At 39.5% G+C, this 15,433-nt stretch carries 14 protein-coding genes, 1 tRNA gene and 1 other RNA gene; 7 read left to right on the top strand and 9 right to left on the bottom strand.

What is annotated here, in order from left to right; all coding sequences use genetic code 11:
- A partial coding sequence (locus G6Q00_RS06465) for a PBECR2 nuclease fold domain-containing protein (protein WP_275896770.1) occupies positions 1–1,356 on the bottom strand: 1,356 nt, incomplete at its 3' end.
- A 322-nt stretch (positions 1,357–1,678) separates the two neighbouring features.
- On the opposite strand from G6Q00_RS06465, the gene G6Q00_RS06470 reads away from it, so the two are divergent.
- Positions 1,679–2,461, top strand: a complete 783-nt coding sequence (locus tag G6Q00_RS06470; protein WP_163532492.1) for a tetratricopeptide repeat protein — start codon at positions 1,679–1,681, stop codon at positions 2,459–2,461.
- Between the two features lie 224 nt (positions 2,462–2,685).
- On the opposite strand, the gene aroC is transcribed toward G6Q00_RS06470, so the two are convergent.
- Genes aroC through G6Q00_RS06495 form a run of 5 tightly spaced genes read right to left on the bottom strand, consistent with a single transcriptional unit; the run spans position 2,686 to position 7,076 of the window.
- Positions 2,686–3,765, bottom strand: a complete 1,080-nt coding sequence (gene aroC / locus G6Q00_RS06475) for a chorismate synthase (protein WP_163532493.1) — start codon at positions 3,763–3,765, stop codon at positions 2,686–2,688.
- Complete coding sequence (gene rnc / locus G6Q00_RS06480) at positions 3,762–4,436, bottom strand: ribonuclease III (RefSeq protein ID WP_163532494.1); 675 nt, start codon at positions 4,434–4,436, stop codon at positions 3,762–3,764. Before rnc ends, aroC begins: the two co-directional genes overlap by 4 nt.
- A gap of 13 nt (positions 4,437–4,449) precedes the next feature.
- Positions 4,450–4,893 carry a ribonuclease HI gene (rnhA, locus tag G6Q00_RS06485; RefSeq protein ID WP_163532495.1) on the bottom strand — a complete coding sequence of 148 codons (444 nt, stop codon included), beginning with the start codon at positions 4,891–4,893 and terminating at the stop codon, positions 4,450–4,452.
- A gap of 8 nt (positions 4,894–4,901) precedes the next feature.
- Positions 4,902–5,954 (bottom strand): tetratricopeptide repeat protein, encoded by a 1,053-nt coding sequence (locus tag G6Q00_RS06490; protein WP_240331032.1) that lies wholly within the window; start codon positions 5,952–5,954, stop codon positions 4,902–4,904.
- A gap of 9 nt (positions 5,955–5,963) precedes the next feature.
- Positions 5,964–7,076: a peptidylprolyl isomerase gene (locus G6Q00_RS06495; RefSeq protein ID WP_205426555.1), complete on the bottom strand. Its 1,113-nt coding sequence runs from the start codon at positions 7,074–7,076 to the stop codon at positions 5,964–5,966.
- Positions 7,077–7,202: 126 nt separating this feature from the next.
- Between G6Q00_RS06495 and G6Q00_RS06500 the strand changes: the two genes are divergently transcribed.
- The 5 genes from G6Q00_RS06500 (at position 7,203) to G6Q00_RS06520 (ending at position 13,720) form a co-directional block, all read left to right on the top strand.
- Complete coding sequence (locus tag G6Q00_RS06500) at positions 7,203–9,770, top strand: ATP-dependent Clp protease ATP-binding subunit (protein ID WP_163532497.1); 2,568 nt, start codon at positions 7,203–7,205, stop codon at positions 9,768–9,770.
- Between the two features lie 220 nt (positions 9,771–9,990).
- Entirely contained in the window at positions 9,991–11,742 is a 1,752-nt protein-coding gene (locus G6Q00_RS08735; RefSeq protein ID WP_163532498.1) for a methyl-accepting chemotaxis protein, read from the top strand.
- A gap of 113 nt (positions 11,743–11,855) precedes the next feature.
- Positions 11,856–12,656, top strand: a complete 801-nt coding sequence (locus G6Q00_RS06510) for an HpaA family protein (protein WP_163532499.1) — start codon at positions 11,856–11,858, stop codon at positions 12,654–12,656.
- A gap of 166 nt (positions 12,657–12,822) precedes the next feature.
- Positions 12,823–13,182: a transfer-messenger RNA gene (gene ssrA / locus G6Q00_RS06515) on the top strand.
- A gap of 37 nt (positions 13,183–13,219) precedes the next feature.
- Positions 13,220–13,720 carry a hypothetical protein gene (locus G6Q00_RS06520; protein WP_163532500.1) on the top strand — a complete coding sequence of 167 codons (501 nt, stop codon included), beginning with the start codon at positions 13,220–13,222 and terminating at the stop codon, positions 13,718–13,720.
- On the opposite strand, the gene G6Q00_RS06525 is transcribed toward G6Q00_RS06520, so the two are convergent.
- From G6Q00_RS06525 to G6Q00_RS06535, 3 genes are read right to left on the bottom strand one after another with little or no spacing between them, the layout of a single operon-like run.
- Complete coding sequence (locus G6Q00_RS06525) at positions 13,717–14,049, bottom strand: chaperone NapD (protein ID WP_163532501.1); 333 nt, start codon at positions 14,047–14,049, stop codon at positions 13,717–13,719. The two genes, G6Q00_RS06520 and G6Q00_RS06525, sit on opposite strands and share 4 nt — an antisense overlap.
- 10 nt (positions 14,050–14,059) lie before the next feature.
- The gene (locus G6Q00_RS06530; RefSeq protein WP_163532502.1) at positions 14,060–14,521 is read right to left on the bottom strand and encodes a 4Fe-4S binding protein; all 462 of its coding nucleotides are present in this window, start codon (positions 14,519–14,521) and stop codon (positions 14,060–14,062) included.
- The gene (locus G6Q00_RS06535; protein ID WP_163532503.1) at positions 14,502–15,269 is read right to left on the bottom strand and encodes an exodeoxyribonuclease III; all 768 of its coding nucleotides are present in this window, start codon (positions 15,267–15,269) and stop codon (positions 14,502–14,504) included. The genes G6Q00_RS06530 and G6Q00_RS06535 overlap by 20 nt, the downstream gene beginning before the upstream one ends.
- Positions 15,270–15,355: 86 nt before the next feature.
- Here G6Q00_RS06535 and G6Q00_RS06540 point away from each other — a divergent pair.
- Positions 15,356–15,431, top strand: a tRNA-Phe gene (locus G6Q00_RS06540).
- Positions 15,432–15,433: the final 2 nt, after the last annotated feature.

The following is a 15,433-nucleotide window of genomic DNA, read 5'->3' on the forward strand; positions in this document are numbered from 1 at the left end:
TGGGTTTTTCTTAAGTTGCTTAATTAGTTCTGGTGTGAATTCTTCAGGCTTAATAATTCTTTGATCCAACTGATCAAGGGGTATTTCTTGACTTTTAAGGGGGTTTTTAATAGCCTCAGTACTACTTGATAAAGGTTTTTCAATGGCTGATTCAATCTTTCTCTTACCCCCTGAAAAATTGGATTTTTCACTTAATACAGAATCTGGGCGGTTATATGCGATCTCAGATTCTGAAGATATGGGTTTTGAGTTTGATTTTTCTAAGGGTTCTTGGATAGCTTTTAAGTCTTCTAGGGATTTCCTGACTAATACAGATTTTTCAGAATTGGAGGCACTATCTGATTTAACCGCAAATGAAGTTAGATCGCTAATATCTAAGTCTAAACCTTGAGCAAGTCGCCAACTTTCTGCCTTTAGTTTTGATATTTCTTTATAGGGTAGCGTTCTTTTTACCTCCTGCTCTCTTAGCACATGGTAGTTACTATCCATTTGCTTTTTAATGTCCCAATTCTTAGCCGTATTTAGCTGTATCTCACTGGGTACGCCGTTAAACTCAAATTGTACATGCACACCCTTATACCCGCTAGCGTTTCTGTGCTGTAATTCTATTGTAGGTTTTATCCCTCTTGATTTTAAACTATCCTCTAGCCTTACTAACTCTGTATCCAAATGGGTTCTATCTTTACTAATTACTGCCCCTCTTAGATAATCGCTTATGGCGCTTATATCCCCGGCTTTGCGCGCAATTTTACTTTCAATACTAGCTTCACTCTTAAGGATTTGGCCTAATTCTAAAGAATTATTAGCACTCTTAAGATTTTCTAAAAACCCTTTAAACTCTACTTCTTGAGCTTTAGCTATGTTATAAAGTTCTGTGGCTTTTGCTTTAAACTCTTGATTTTTAAACGCCGGTTTAGTAGCTTCCTCTTTGAGTTGGCTAGGGAAGGTCTTAGCCTTAAAAGTCTCAGCGAGTATATTTGGGGCTTTCTCACTTAAGTACAACACTTCCCCACTTTCAGCCCTGTTTTTAAGTGTGTTGAGTGTTTTATAAGAATTAGTGCTAATAGTCCATTGACCTTCAGCATTTTTAGCCACACTGGTGAAGTAATAGGATTTATCAATATTTTTTACAAAGATCAAGGCTTTTTGATCCTGAATAATTAGATCGCTATTTTCAAGCGCCGGTCTAATATAATCTATCAACCCGCTTTTATCCCGTTTAACTAGCTTATACAAACTCCCTTGAGTAAGCTTAATTTGTTCTCCATTTAATACACTCTCTAAAGCCTCCTTAACTTCTGGGGCAAATTTAGGGATAAAAGGTTCATTGGTGTTTTTAAGGTTAAAGGCCTGCATCCATTTAGCATAAGTTACATTGACTATTTCTTGTTTTTCTAATTGCTTAATTTCTGCTTCACTTAAATTTGTATCTACACTAGCTAGCGCGCTTTTTTCTGCTGCACTTCTAGCCTGTGCTTGTTCTAGGGCTTGAATCTCTACACTATCTTTTAGCGCATCCTTAACAGAAATCCAGACAAACGCGTCGCCTTATTTTTTAGCGCTCATGTGTGCTAGAATAAAAAAGTCATTTCAACTCTAAAGGGAAGCTAAAAAATGCTAAAGAGTGCTTGGTGCGTTGTGTTGCGTGTGGTGTTAGTAGGCGCGCTTTGTTTAGGTAGTGTGCAGACTAAAAGGGGATCAGTTCTTTCAAAATGCTCTAAAAGCTTATCAAAATAAAGATTATAAGAAAACCCTAGAATATTTCCAAAAAGCGGCGGACATGGGGAATACTGGAGCTTATTATAACTTGGGGATCATGTATGAGGTTGTAGAAAAGAATTACCAGAAAGCTCTAGAGTACTACAAAAAAGCAGCAAGTATGGGGAATGCTGAGGCTTATAACAACTTGGGGTTCATGTATCTTAATGGAGAGGGTGTAGAGAAAGATTACCAAAAAGCCTTAGAGTACTTTCAAAGGGCTGCAAATGGAGGAGTTACTGAGGCTTATAATGCCTTGGGGAGCATGTATGAGAATGGAAAGGTTGTAGAAAAGAATTACCAGAAAGCCCTAGAGTACTATAAAAAGGCTGCAAATGGGGGGAATGCTTTTGCTTATTATAACTTAGGAATCATGTATAGAGATGGAAAGGGTGTTGTAAAAGATTACCAGAAAGCCTTTAAATATTACAAAAAAGCGGCGGACATGGGGGTTGCTTTGGCTTATTATAATCTGGGGGTCATGTATTTTGAGGGAACGGGTGTAGAACCGGATCGCCAGAAAGCCCTAGAATACTACCAAAGGGCTGCAAATGGGGGATTTGCTGGAGCTTATATCAACTTGGGGATCATGTATGAGTACGGACTAGGTGTAGGAAAAGATCTACAGATGGCTAAAGTGTATTACCAAAAAGGCTGTAGGTTAGGATACAAGAAAGCGTGTGAAAACTCCACTCGTTTTTAATGGATGGAGAGTTACCCACTGCGCGCTAAAGCCCGCAAGCTTGCTAAGCGGATTAAGGCATTTTTGTGTTATCCGCTATAGAGTGAGGGCTCACTCTAATAAAGTAGAGACTGGTAGAGCGTGCCTAGCTACCAAGTCTTGATGATCCTATCAATCCAGTAAGCTAGAGCGCGGGGGGTATGTCAAAAGCCTAAGTCCACCCGTTTTTAGCGGGGGTAAGTTTACTAGCTTTTTGTATAAAACGCCTCTAAACTGCTAAGTTTAGCCCCCATATTTAAGAGTAAAAAATCTGCTACCACTAAGGCTAACAAACTTTCACATACAACACTCCCCCTAATCGCAATACAAGGATCATGCCTACCTTTAAGTTCTAACTCTATGCTTTGATAATTGGTATTAATAGTTTTCTGTTTAAGGGCTATGCTAGAGGTGGGTTTAAAATGCACCCAAACGATCAGCTCTGAACCATTGCCAAGCCCTCCTAAAACCCCCCCGCTATAATTACTCAAAAAACCGCTAGGGCTAAGAGGGTCATTATAATCACTACCCCGCATGTTAGAAGCATTAAAATCGCCTATAAAAACCCCCTTCACCCCATTAAGCCCCATCATCACGCTAGCAATTCTGGCATCTAATTTATCATAAATAGGTTCGCCAAGACCTAGTAGATTTTTATGCGCTTTAGCTTTAATTAAAACAACCCCTCCCAAACTATCCCCCCTTTGTTTAGCCTCTAAAATGGCTTGTTTTTGATCCGCCTCTCTTTTAGCATCTAAACTACAAATAACACTTTCTCTAGCAAAATTAAAATCTAAGTTAGTGGCCTCTATCCCTCCCACACTAAAAACCCCTCCCATAACTTCCATACCAAGCTGCTTTAATAAAAGCTTAGCAATCGCCCCAGCCCCTACTCTAACCACGCTTTCTCTAGCCGATGTACGCCCCCCGCCTCTATAATCTCTAATGCCATACTTAGCGAAAGTAGTAAAATCTGCATGCCCGGGTCTAAAACTCTCTTTAAGATTAGAATAATCCTTACTTTTAACATTTTGATTATGCACTAAAAGCGCGATGGGCGCACCGGTACTTTTACCATCAAACACCCCGCTTACAAGCTCAATTTTATCTTCCTCTTGGCGGGGGGTGGTAAAAGTACTAGTACTCTTGCGCCGATTGGTTTCTGCTTGGATAAAATCCATATCCAGATTTAAACCAGCTGGCAGCCCTTCTAAAACCCCTCCAACCATGCTTGCATGCGATTCTCCAAAGGTGGTGAGCCTTAGCATTCTACCCAGTGTATTCAAGGCAATTGCTCGCTTAGTTGTTTGTAAGCCACCTGCGCACAAAGCTGTTGGGCTTGCTTTTTACTCCCCGCCTTGCAGGTCCCATAAAGTTTATTTAAAATAAAAATTTGCATTTCAAATTCTTTAGCATGATCGGGACCACTTTCGCTTTTAAGCGTATAAATTGGAATGGCTTTAAAACGCGCTTGGGTTAATTCTTGTAAAGCGCTTTTATAGTCCATAAACAAGGTTTGGGGGGATAAATTAGGATAGGCCATGTCTAATAACTCTTGGATTAAGCTCTTAATGATCTCTAATCCGCTTTCTAAATAAATAGCCCCCATTAAGGCTTCAAAGGCACTTGAAAGAATGGAGGGTTTGGTATGGCCATTATTATTAGCTTCTGCTTGTGAGATCAAAATATGATCTTGTAAATTTAAAGATAGGGCTAACTTAAAAAAGGCTTTTTCATTGACTAAAGAGGCGCGCATTTTAGAGAGATCGCCCTCTTGCAAATCAGTAAAACGGGCAAATAAAATCTCAGCCACCACTAAATCTAACACCGCATCGCCTAAAAATTCTAATCTCTCGTTGTTTTTATGCGCCTTTGTACTTCTATGTGTCAGGGCTTGTTGTAGCAATAAAGGGTCTTTAAACACATAACCCAAGCGTTTTTGGAGGGTTTCTAACATTTTAATCCTTTCTTTAAGACGGGCAAAGTGTGGCTTGTTGTTTGTAGCTTAGGGCTTGTTCTCTAGCAAGTCTATCACAGCGTTCGTTTTCTGTATGCCCGTCATGGCCTTTGATCCAATAGGCTGTGATTAAATGATTAGCCCTAAGCGTTAAAAACTCTTTCCATAAATCTACATTTTTAACCTTAGAAAAATTTTTATTAACCCAGACTTGCAACCATTCACTAATGCCATAGCAGACATAGGTCGAATCGCTGTATAAATCAATTTTACACGATTCTTTAAGAACTTTAAGGGCTTCATTGACGGCTTTTAATTCCATGCGGTTATTGGTGGTGTGTACTTCTCCGCCTTGAATGATTTTTTCAACACCGCGGTAACGCAAAATAGAACAATACCCACCAAACCCCGGATTACCCAAAGCCGAACCATCACAAAAAAGCTCGATATGTTTCATGCATGCTCCTAATTTAAATTGCTATTTTTACTATAATCGCTAGGGTGTTTGTCTAAACTCAAGATAACTTCCTTTGGTCCGATTTTAGCACAAACCAAACAGCGATAACTCTCAAATGGAGAAAGGCTTTTACAGGCTGTGCATTTATAGCTAAAGTTTAAACTCAAAGCATATTGTTTTTGGAATGTCTTAAAGACTTCTAACTCTAAAGTATGGCATTTTCCTTGTATATACCCCTTAGCCACAAAGACTTCTAAAAGGTGGGGGTGCAAATCTGACAAATAGGGTTTGATTTCTAAGTAGTCTATATCCCAAAGTAAATCAATAAAAGGTACAGCCTCTTTTAAATGCGCGATTTCCTCAAAAAATAGGGTTTTATGATAGGTTTTAAGGTGTTTAAGGGCTAGTTTATAGAGCTTACTTTGTTGGCGTCCTAATTCTAAAATAGCCATGCTTTTATCCTCTAGCCCTAAATCCTGCTTCATTAAAACTTGCATCTGTAAGTAATAATAATCATCTAATAACCCACTCTCCCCTAGGGCATCTAAACATTCTAAAATCTCTAAAGCTGTTTGTGGATCACACATTGTTTCATAAACCTGTATCATGGCCTGTAACGCATGGGCGTTTCTAGGATCAATACGCAAAACCTCCACCAAAATATCACGCGCTTTTTGCACATAACCCATATCAATATAGGCTTTGGCTAGGTTTTGTAAAATCACAATGCGTTCGTTTTGGTATTTTGGCAGCAGCACTAAATAAATTTTAATAGCCTGCTCACTGCTACCATATGTAGCGTAGTGTTTGGCTAGAAACATCCATGTTTTAAACCCCAAAACCTCTAGCGGGTTTTCTTGTTCCTTTTGTAAAAGTTGTTGTACTTCAAAGGCTAGTTCTACTTGTGTGTAAGAAAGTGAGAGAGCGTTAAGAATCTTGAGATTGCGGCGATGGGCTAGAGTGGAGCGGCAATAATCTAGCAAAATCACACCCCCGATAATAAAAGCCAAAACCGCCACGCTAAACAGCGAGTCTTTATAGATAAAGGCTAATTGCTCCACCAAGAAGCCCTAGCGTAAAAATTTGATCTTAGCTTTAACCCGTAGTTTTTCATAATATTCGGCTAGGATTTTATCTTGTTGCTCCTCTATTAATTTGTTGGCAATAAAACCCCTTGCTTGGACAAAAGACACTTCTTGTTTGCCTAGTTTTTCCTCAATATAAAACGCCACATAATTACCCCCACCCGCATTTAAAATAGGTGTAAAGGTGTGTTCTTTAGTAGAGAGAAACATCTGGGCAATTTGGGGGTTTAAAGCTTTAATGCTAATTTTTTCCTCTCCCTTAGTAACCCCGGGTATGTCTATATTTTTGTTTTCTAAGGCTTTGGTAAGCGTTTGGGTATCTCTAGCCGTATAACGGGTGGCAAGCACATCGCTAGGTACAGTAAATTCATCTTTATGGGCATTGTAATACTCGCGCATTTTGGTTTCGCTATTGGTGTTTACATTAAAAAGTAAAATATTGCGCAATAACTCCCGTGTTTCTAATTGCTTTTTTAACTGCGCTTTGTAAGCAACTGGATTAATCCCCTCACCTGCTAGGGTACGCATAAAATCGCTAACATTCATTCCATTATGTTTAGCGATATTTTCAATCTCAGCATCAACTTTATCGTCCTCTATATCAATTTTAAGCCTTTTGATCTCTTGGGCTTGGATACGCTGGAGAATTAATGAGTTAATCGCTTGTTGGCGGTTAACATGGTTGACTTTCTCTTGCATTTCAATTTGATAAAGAGTGATGGGATCGTTATTTACCGTAAGAGCAATTCCGCCTACAATCCCATCTTTGCGGTTTTCTATCATATCCTCTGGGGAGGGTTTTTGCTGTTTTTGTGGCGCCTTAGCTGCTTGTTTGGTTTGCTTATTTACCGGCTTAGCTTGTTTGGTTTGCTCCATGTGTCTCTTGTGTGATAAGCTTCGCCGTAAAGATTGTTTAATTCTTCTATCTAAACTTCTTGCATGGCTTCTACTACCAGAAGCGCCACTACCCGTAACAGACTCCACCTTAGAACCTGCCCCCTGCAAAAGCACACAACCCATACACAAAACAAGCCCCACACGCAACACCCAAGAACTAGAATTGGAGGTTTTTCTAACAAACTGGATAAGTTTTAACAATTTTTTTCTCGTGTTGGTTTAACCCTTTAAGTATAGTATAGCCAGACTAAGGCGCAGATTAAAAACTATGATACAAAAATAACCAATAATCGTTATAATCTCTACATTTTTTAAAAAGGAACTTTTATGGCTTTTATTTTTGAAAAACTCACGCATAATCTTAAAGAAGCCCTTGATCAAGCGCTTTCTTTAGCCTTACACGCTAAAAATCCTGAGATCGAGCCTTTGCATTTATTCTGGGCTTTACTCTCTAATCATAGCTCTTTACTCAACCAAGCCTTAATCAAAATGGGGGTAGATAAAACCCCGCTAGAGCTAGAAGCCCGTTCTTTAGCCGACAAACTACCCAAAAGTTCGCAAGTAAGCGCGCAGGATTTGCGTTTGAGTAAAAATTTAGCCGATGGTTTGCAAACAGCTTTAGGTTTAGCGCTTAAAAAGGGGGATTTATACGCAGCTATTGATACATTTATTGAGGCTAATATAGAAAGTTTTAAAGCATGTTTTGGCCAGTTTTTAGACACAACAGAGCTTTTAAAAACTTTAGAGAGTTTAAGGCAGGGGGTTAAAATCCAAGAACCCAATGATGATGCCAATTTAGAGGCTTTAGAAAAATATGGGATCAATCTTACGGCTAAAGCTTTAGATAATGGGCTTGATCCGGTTATTGGACGCGATGAGGAAATTTTGCGCATGATGCAAATTCTTATTAGAAAAACTAAAAATAATCCTATTTTACTTGGCGAGCCGGGGGTGGGTAAAACCGCTGTTGTAGAAGGGCTCGCCCAACGAATTGCTAAAAAAGAAGTCCCGCTTTCCTTGCAGCATAAACGGGTGGTGATGTTAGATTTAAGCATGCTAGTTGCGGGGGCTAAATATAGGGGCGAATTTGAGGAGCGTTTAAAAAAGGTAATAGAGGAGGTGAAAAAAGCGGGGAATGTGATTTTATTTATTGATGAAATCCATACCTTAGTGGGGGCGGGTGCTTCAGAGGGGAGCATGGACGCGGCTAATATTTTAAAACCGGCTTTGGCTAGAGGAGAACTACACACTATTGGGGCTACCACTCTAAAGGAATACCGTAAATATTTTGAGAAAGATAGCGCACTAACTCGGCGTTTCCAACCCATTCCTGTAAATGAGCCTAGCGTCAATGAGACTTTACAGATTTTAAGAGGGCTTAAAGAAACTTTAGAAGCACACCACAATGTTAGCATTAATGATAGCGCTTTAGTGGCTAGCGCCAAACTCTCAAGCCGCTATATCCCCGATCGCTTTTTGCCTGATAAAGCGATTGATTTAATTGATGAAGCAGCCGCAGCGCTAAAAATGCAAATTGAATCTGAGCCCTTTGCACTTTCTCAAACCAAGCGCAGTATCCAACAACTAGAGGTAGAAAAACAGGCGCTTTTAATGGAGGAGAGCGAGGGCAATAAAGAACGATTAGTAGTGGTAGAAAAAGAATTAGAACATGCGCTAGAGGAAAAACAACGGCTAGAGGCGCAGTTTAGCAACGAACAAAAGGTTTTTAAAGATATTGCGGAGGCTAAAAACACCATTGAAAATTTAAGGCGCGAGTCAGAAATAGCCAAACAACAGGCAGACTTTAGAAAAGCCGCAGAAATTGATCATGACAAAATCCCTAGCCAAGAAAAAGAGGTGCAGGCTTTAGAAAAACAACTCTCTATCATGCAAGAACAGGGCTCTCTTTTAGAACATGCAGTGAGTAAAGAGGGGATTGCGCGCATTGTGAGCCAGTGGACACAAATCCCGGTACAAAAGATGTTACAAGAGGAGAAAGATAAGATTTTACACATGGAAGAAGAGCTAGAAAAACATGTTATTGGGCAAAGAGCAGCTATTAGTGCCATTTCTAAGGCTATTAAGCGCAATAAGGCCGGTTTGAGCGATCCAAATAAACCTATTGGGAGCTTTTTATTCTTAGGGCCTACAGGGGTGGGTAAAACTCAAAGTGCTAAGAGTTTAGCCCGCTTTCTTTTTGATAGCCAAAAGAATTTGATTCGCCTAGATATGAGCGAGTATATGGAAAAACATGCGGCAAGTAGACTAGTGGGCGCGCCTCCGGGGTATGTGGGCTATGAGGAAGGGGGGCAATTAACAGAAGCCGTTAGGCGCATGCCCTATAGTGTGGTACTCTTTGATGAAATTGAAAAGGCCCACCCAGATGTGTTTAACATGCTTTTACAAATTTTAGATGAGGGGCGTTTGACGGATAATAAAGGGGTGGTGGTGGATTTTAAAAACACCATTATTATTTTAACAAGCAATATCGCTAGCGAAGCTATTATCCAATTAAGCGATGCAGAGGCTAAGAGAAAAGCGGTACAAGATACCCTTAAAAATTATTTCAAACCCGAGTTTTTAAACCGCCTAGATGATATTGTGATCTTTAATCCTTTAGAAATGGAGAGCATTGTACAGATTGTAGATTTACTCTTCATGCAAATCCAAGAAAAGCTTAAGGAAAGAGATATTGTCATTGAAATTAGCCAAGCGGCTAAAGAATACATCGCCAAAAGTGGGTTTGATCCTATCTATGGCGCGCGCCCGCTTAAACGGGCTTTGTATGAGGAAGTAGAGGATAGACTAGCTACTTTGCTTTTAGAAACGCATACAGATACCTCCCATTTAATGTTTGATATAGAGAATGGGGGTATTGTGATTAAGAAATTATAGGGGGTGGTTGTGGCAGAAAAAATAGCCGCGCAAAAAAAGGCTGAACTTTTATTAACCAAAAGAGAGCTTGGTGGTGGCGGCTTAAGCGCATTTTTAAAAAGGGAATAGATGAAAATACGCGCATGGATATACAAAGCAGGGAAATGTGCTTAAAAAATTAAACGCCTTTTAGTCTTTTGAAAGTTTTTAGGGTGAGTGAGCAAATTAGCAGGAGCAGTTTATGCATTTATTTTCTTTAGGTAAACAAATCGTGGCTTTGTGGTTTTTTACGATTTTGGTGGTGGTGGCAACTTTGCTTTTATTTGCTAAGAGCAGTTATGAGTCTGTGGATCGCGTTAATACTTTTGTCAGTAAGGATTTTAGACAGCTTTTGGGCGAAAAACTCCAACTTTCCGTTGATACTTTAGCCTATAGCCTTTCTAATGCCATTAGAAACGCCAATACAGATACCCTTAAACAAGAGATCATCACTGATAGGCTTAAAGGCTTTCGGTTTGAAAGGGATAAATCGGGTTATTATTTTGTTTTTAAGAAAACTACTTTGATGTATACGGGTAATCCGGAGTATCGCATTGGAGTAGATGAGAAAAACCTTAAAGATACTAATGGGGTGCACTATTTTAAAGACCTCTATGATAAGGCGATGCAAGGCGGGGGCTTTGTAGATTACATCGCACCTAAGCCTTTGCCAGAAGGTGGGTCTCAAGATACGCCTAAAATCTCCTACGCCCAAAAGATTGAGGGTACACAAGATTGGTGGGTGGGAGCGGGGGTTTATATGGATAATGTAGCTAAGCGCACCTATATGATCACCTCTGAGATTGAAAGAGATGTTAAACACTCTTTTTATCTTTATGCCTGCATTGTGGCCTTGATTTTGCTGGTTGTAGTTGTACCTTTGTATTACTTTTTTTACCGCAAGATCACAGGTAATATTAAAACCCTCAATGGGGGACTCAACCAGTTTTTTAGTTTTATCAATTATGAAAGTAAGCAAGCCCCACAGATGATGATCTTGCGCTCTAAAGATGAGTTTGGGCAAATGGCACAGGCTTTAAACACCAATGTACAAAAGGCGTGTAGCCATTTAGCAGACGATCAAAACTTTTCAGAGGAAGCGCTAAATATTTTAGGGAGTGTGCGGGCTGGGGATTTGAGTAAAAACATTAAAACAAGCGCCTCTAACCCACAACTCCAGCATTTAGGCAGTAATCTTAATGATTTTTTTACCTTTTTAGATCACATCTTCCGCCAAATTTGTAGCACGATTCAGATTTATTCTAAAAACGATTTTACAAAGGGTATGGATACGGCTACTTTGCAGGGTAGCTTTTTACAGCTTGTTAACGATCTTAACACCTTGCAGCAAAGTATTGTAGACTCGCTAAAGCATTCGCTAGATTTTGCCCATACCCTTAATGAAGAGACAAAAACCCTCAATCAAACCGCCTCTAGTCTGCAAGATGCCTCCAAACAACAAGCCCAATCTTTAGAGCAGACTACTAGCATGCTTGAGCAAATTAGCGCTTCTATGCAGGGGGTGAATGCTAAAAGCCATGAAGTGATCGAACAATCTGATGGCATTAAAAACATGGTGCTTATTATTAATGAAATTGCCGATCAAATTGGTTTGTTGGCTTTAAATGCGGCTATTGAAGCGGCTAGAGCGGGCGAACATGGGCGCGGGTTTGCAGTGGTAGCTGATGAGGTGAGAAAACTTGCCGAGCGTACACAAAAATCTTTAAGAGAAATTGAGGTGAGTACGCAATCTCTTACACAAAGTATCAACGATTCAGCTAGCGCTGTAGAAGAACAAACTGCAAATATTGCTAAGATCAACGAGGCGATGGAAACTCTTAAAGAAACCACGATGCACAATGCTAAAATTGCTAGTACTTCGCTAGATATTAGCCAAAATGTGGCCTCCATTGCACAAAAAATCCTAGATGAAGCCAATAGTAAGAAATTTTAGACACTGGTAAAATCATGGCTAAAGCAAGGCGCGCTAAGCAGAGATAGGGGTTGTTTTTTGCTAAAATGAACAAATAAAATCTTAAAAATAACAACTTTTTAGCAAGGAGTCTTATGCAAAAAATAACAAGTAGAATTTTAATAACATTGGCAATATCTCTTGCACTCTCAGGTTGTGCTATTAGCGGAGTAAAATCTACAAATAACCAAGCTAAAAAGCATACAAGGCTTAAGAAAAATGCCACCTCTTTAGATTTTAACTACCCCGTTGATATTAGGCAAGAGGATTTTAATAACCACACCATTGCTATTTTAGACCCGCATATCCAAGCAGATGAAAATGTGGAGCCCTATATCAAGCAGTTTCAAAGCGCCCTAGTCAAGCAGGTTCAAGAGATTCTTGAAAAAAAAGGTTATAAAATCATACACCTCACATCTGCACAAAATCTAACACCCGAGCAAAAAATTAAAATCTATTCTATTTTAAAAATCAAAGGGTGGGTGGGGATATTAGAAGATGCAGATATTAACATAGATAACCCGGAGGATACTAACATGAAAACGACGGTCGATCAAAGTGCTGGGGCTGTTTTGTTTCAATTCTTTGAACCAAAAACAGGGCGCACCACCCATAACTTTGCTATTAATGTAGGCGCAGAGCATGCAATCACTTATTCTTATTTGCAACAAATAACAAGTTCAGATAGTTTTGCTGGTGCAAACTCAATTAGTCTTGGGGCAGTTAGTTTAGTTGATCGCAACCAAGCAGACAACAACCGTAATGATGCAATCCATACAATCCTGAATAAGGTGTATGGAGTTGTGATCAAAAAACTAGTCTCTTGGGTAATTAACACTAACTTAAAGCAATATAGAAAAGTCATCGATCAAATTAGAAATAAACTTGTTCTTTAATCTCAAATTAAACGGATAGTACGCGTGCTATAAATGCAAATCTAACTGCTAAGCCTAGAGATCAAACTTTTATTCCCCGACATTACTAATTTGGCATTTTTTAGTCTCAAATTTTAAGGTGTAATAAGATTATTATGCTAGACTCAGGCGGTATCTTTTTGGATATGGGGCTGAACAGGATTTCGACAGGAATTGCGTCGCGTGGGTGGCATGCCAAGTGTCTCTTGTAAAACGACACAAACAATAACCGTAAACAATCCTAATTACGCTCCCAACTACGCTAAAGCAGCGTAGCGAGCCGGAAACCTAGCTAATCAACTGGTGTTGGCTAGGTATCTCCGTCATTTTTGCCAGTTGCCTTTAAAAAGTGCTCGCTTTTAAAGTAAGAAAAGAGCTATGGTCTTGCTAAGATTTTTAGAGAAGTTGGATCGCAGGCACCAGAATCTTAGCAATTTCTCTAAGCATGTAGAAGCCCGCGAAAGGATGTGATTTTTGGACTGGGGTTCGATTCCCCACGGCTCCACCATTAATCTAGATTAGTGTATAAAGGATTAATTAGATACATGGATTTTAAATTATACCCCTATGTTTTAGCCCCCATTCTCTTGCTTTTTTCGCTTTGTTTGTCGCCACTGATGGCTATTGATATCCAAGCCCTCGTAGATGAACAAATTAGGAGTGCAGGATTAGCAGCTGATTTAGTTGCCAAGAGTAATAAAATGCTTGAAGATGCTATTAATGCTGGGAAAAGTTACCAACAAGTCAAGCAATTAGATAAGTTACACCAAGAATCACAGAATCTAAAATCTGTACTCTCCCCTAATCAAGATACAACAAACAAACCAAAAAATTTAGGGACAATCTTTAAACACGCCATTGACCCCCCCATTGATTTAGATAAAGCGCTAAGTCTGACAAATGCTTTACGCAAGGAAATTAAAAACGCAACCCAAGCTGGGATTGATTTTTCTCCTCTGCTAAGCATACTCAACCAACTAGGAGACTCGCTACAAAACGCTTTAGATCTTAAATCCCAGTGGCTAGATACAAGAAAGGCTAACTAGCGCATCCAGTGGCGTACATCTCCGCTATAGCGCACGCTTTTAGTGTCTGAATCTTGGATTTTCTGAATGATTTCTTGTAAGCCTAAAGCTTGTGGATCGTCTTCAGCATAGCTATAATGCATATGCGCACTTAAAACCCCTACAGCTTGTTCAATGGCTTTATTAGCCTCTAATTCTTCTTGGACATTATCCGCTTCAATTAGGGCAATTAAAATACCCTTATCCCGATCAAAGGTGGGTACTTCTACATGAGAAATAGCCTCAATAGCCTCTAAAGAAGCCTCAAAAGTTTCTACATTAACCCTGACAATTACACTTGAAATATTCACTTTAACCTCCTTATGCCATGAGTTGGATTGCTTGAGTAGGGCACACCCCCACACACATGCCACAACCCGTGCAAGATGTTTGGATACTAGGATAAAAAAGCCCTGTAAAATGAATAGCATCTACTATGCAAGCATCTTTACAAGAAAAACAGATCACCTTTTGATAACTTAAACATGTACTTAGATCAATCTGGGCAATTGCTTGGATTAAATCACCCCGCGCCTCTTCTAGCACTTTAAACCCCGTACTCTCACAGGCCAAAACACATTTTTTACAAAAGGTACAACCTCTTTGTTCTACCTGCAAGTAGGGTTTATTCTGTTCTACTTTAAAAATAATTTTCTCTGGACAGCTAGATACGCATTCTGCGCTACACTCTAGGCAAGCATCTGCTTTATCTGGATTAAAATAAGGCAAAGGAATAGGGGATTTAGAGGGTTTTAAAAGATCTTTAAAGGGTTTTCTTGTCATGTAAATCCAATCCGACCGGGCAGTGATCGCTACCTAAAATGTGGTTGTAAATAGAAGCACTTTGTAAACAAGAGTTAAGGGTTTGAGAGGTTAAAAAATAATCAATGCGCCAACCGATATTTTTAGCCCGCGCTTGGTTGATATAACTCCACCAAGTATAACTTTCTGTTTTAGTGGGATAAAAATGGCGGAAAGTATCAATTAAGCCTAAATTGAGCAATTGTTCAAATGCATCGCGTTCAGGATCGCTAAAACCGGCATTATAGCGGTTACCCTGTGGATTGGTTAAATCAATCTCATTATGCGCTACATTTAAATCCCCACACACCACAACAGCCTTTTTTTGCATAAGATTTTGTAAAAACCCCCTAAAAGAGCGCTCCCATTCTAAACGGTAGGGTAAACGCAATAAACCTCTTTGTGCATTAGGGGTATAGACATTAACCAAGTAAAAATTAGGGTATTCACAGGTAATCACCCGTCCTTCTGTGTCATGCTCTGCTATGCCAATGCCATAGCTAACCTGCAAAGGCGCAATTTTACTTAAAGTGAGTACACCACTATAGCCTTTTTTTTGGGCGCTATTCCAAAAGATCTCATACCCTTCAAAACAAAAAGACGCTTGCTCTTGTTGCATCTTAGTCTCTTGTACACAAAAAATATCTGCTTGGCTTTGCTCTAAAAAATCGCAAAATCCCTTTTGCATACAGGCGCGCAAGCCATTAACATTCCAAGAGACTAAGCGCATCACCTTCCTTTTTGCTAAAATTTTGGGTAATTATAACATCTTAAGTAAAATTTAGTGTGTGATGTAGTAAAATCGGAGTTTTTTAAGGCTTGATAGCTCAGTCGGTAGAGCAGAAGATTGAAAATCTTCGTGTCGGTGGTTCGATTCCGCCTCAAGCCACCATT

The organism is Helicobacter suis (assembly GCF_902196125.1).
In the GTDB taxonomy this organism is placed as follows: Bacteria; Campylobacterota; Campylobacteria; order Campylobacterales; family Helicobacteraceae; genus Helicobacter; species Helicobacter suis_B.

Bases quoted from the DNA above. Each gene is read 5' to 3' on its own strand.
- rnc (WP_163532494.1), bottom strand. From the start codon at position 4,436: ATGTTAGAAACCCTCCAAAAACGCTTGGGTTATGTGTTTAAAGACCCT.
- rnhA (WP_163532495.1), bottom strand. From the start codon at position 4,893: ATGAAACATATCGAGCTTTTTTGTGATGGTTCGGCTTTGGGTAATCCG.
- G6Q00_RS06500 (WP_163532497.1), top strand. From the start codon at position 7,203: ATGGCTTTTATTTTTGAAAAACTCACGCATAATCTTAAAGAAGCCCTT.
- G6Q00_RS08735 (WP_163532498.1), top strand. From the start codon at position 9,991: ATGCATTTATTTTCTTTAGGTAAACAAATCGTGGCTTTGTGGTTTTTT.
- G6Q00_RS06510 (WP_163532499.1), top strand. From the start codon at position 11,856: ATGCAAAAAATAACAAGTAGAATTTTAATAACATTGGCAATATCTCTT.
- G6Q00_RS06520 (WP_163532500.1), top strand. From the start codon at position 13,220: ATGGATTTTAAATTATACCCCTATGTTTTAGCCCCCATTCTCTTGCTT.
- G6Q00_RS06530 (WP_163532502.1), bottom strand. From the start codon at position 14,521: ATGACAAGAAAACCCTTTAAAGATCTTTTAAAACCCTCTAAATCCCCT.
- G6Q00_RS06535 (WP_163532503.1), bottom strand. From the start codon at position 15,269: ATGCGCTTAGTCTCTTGGAATGTTAATGGCTTGCGCGCCTGTATGCAA.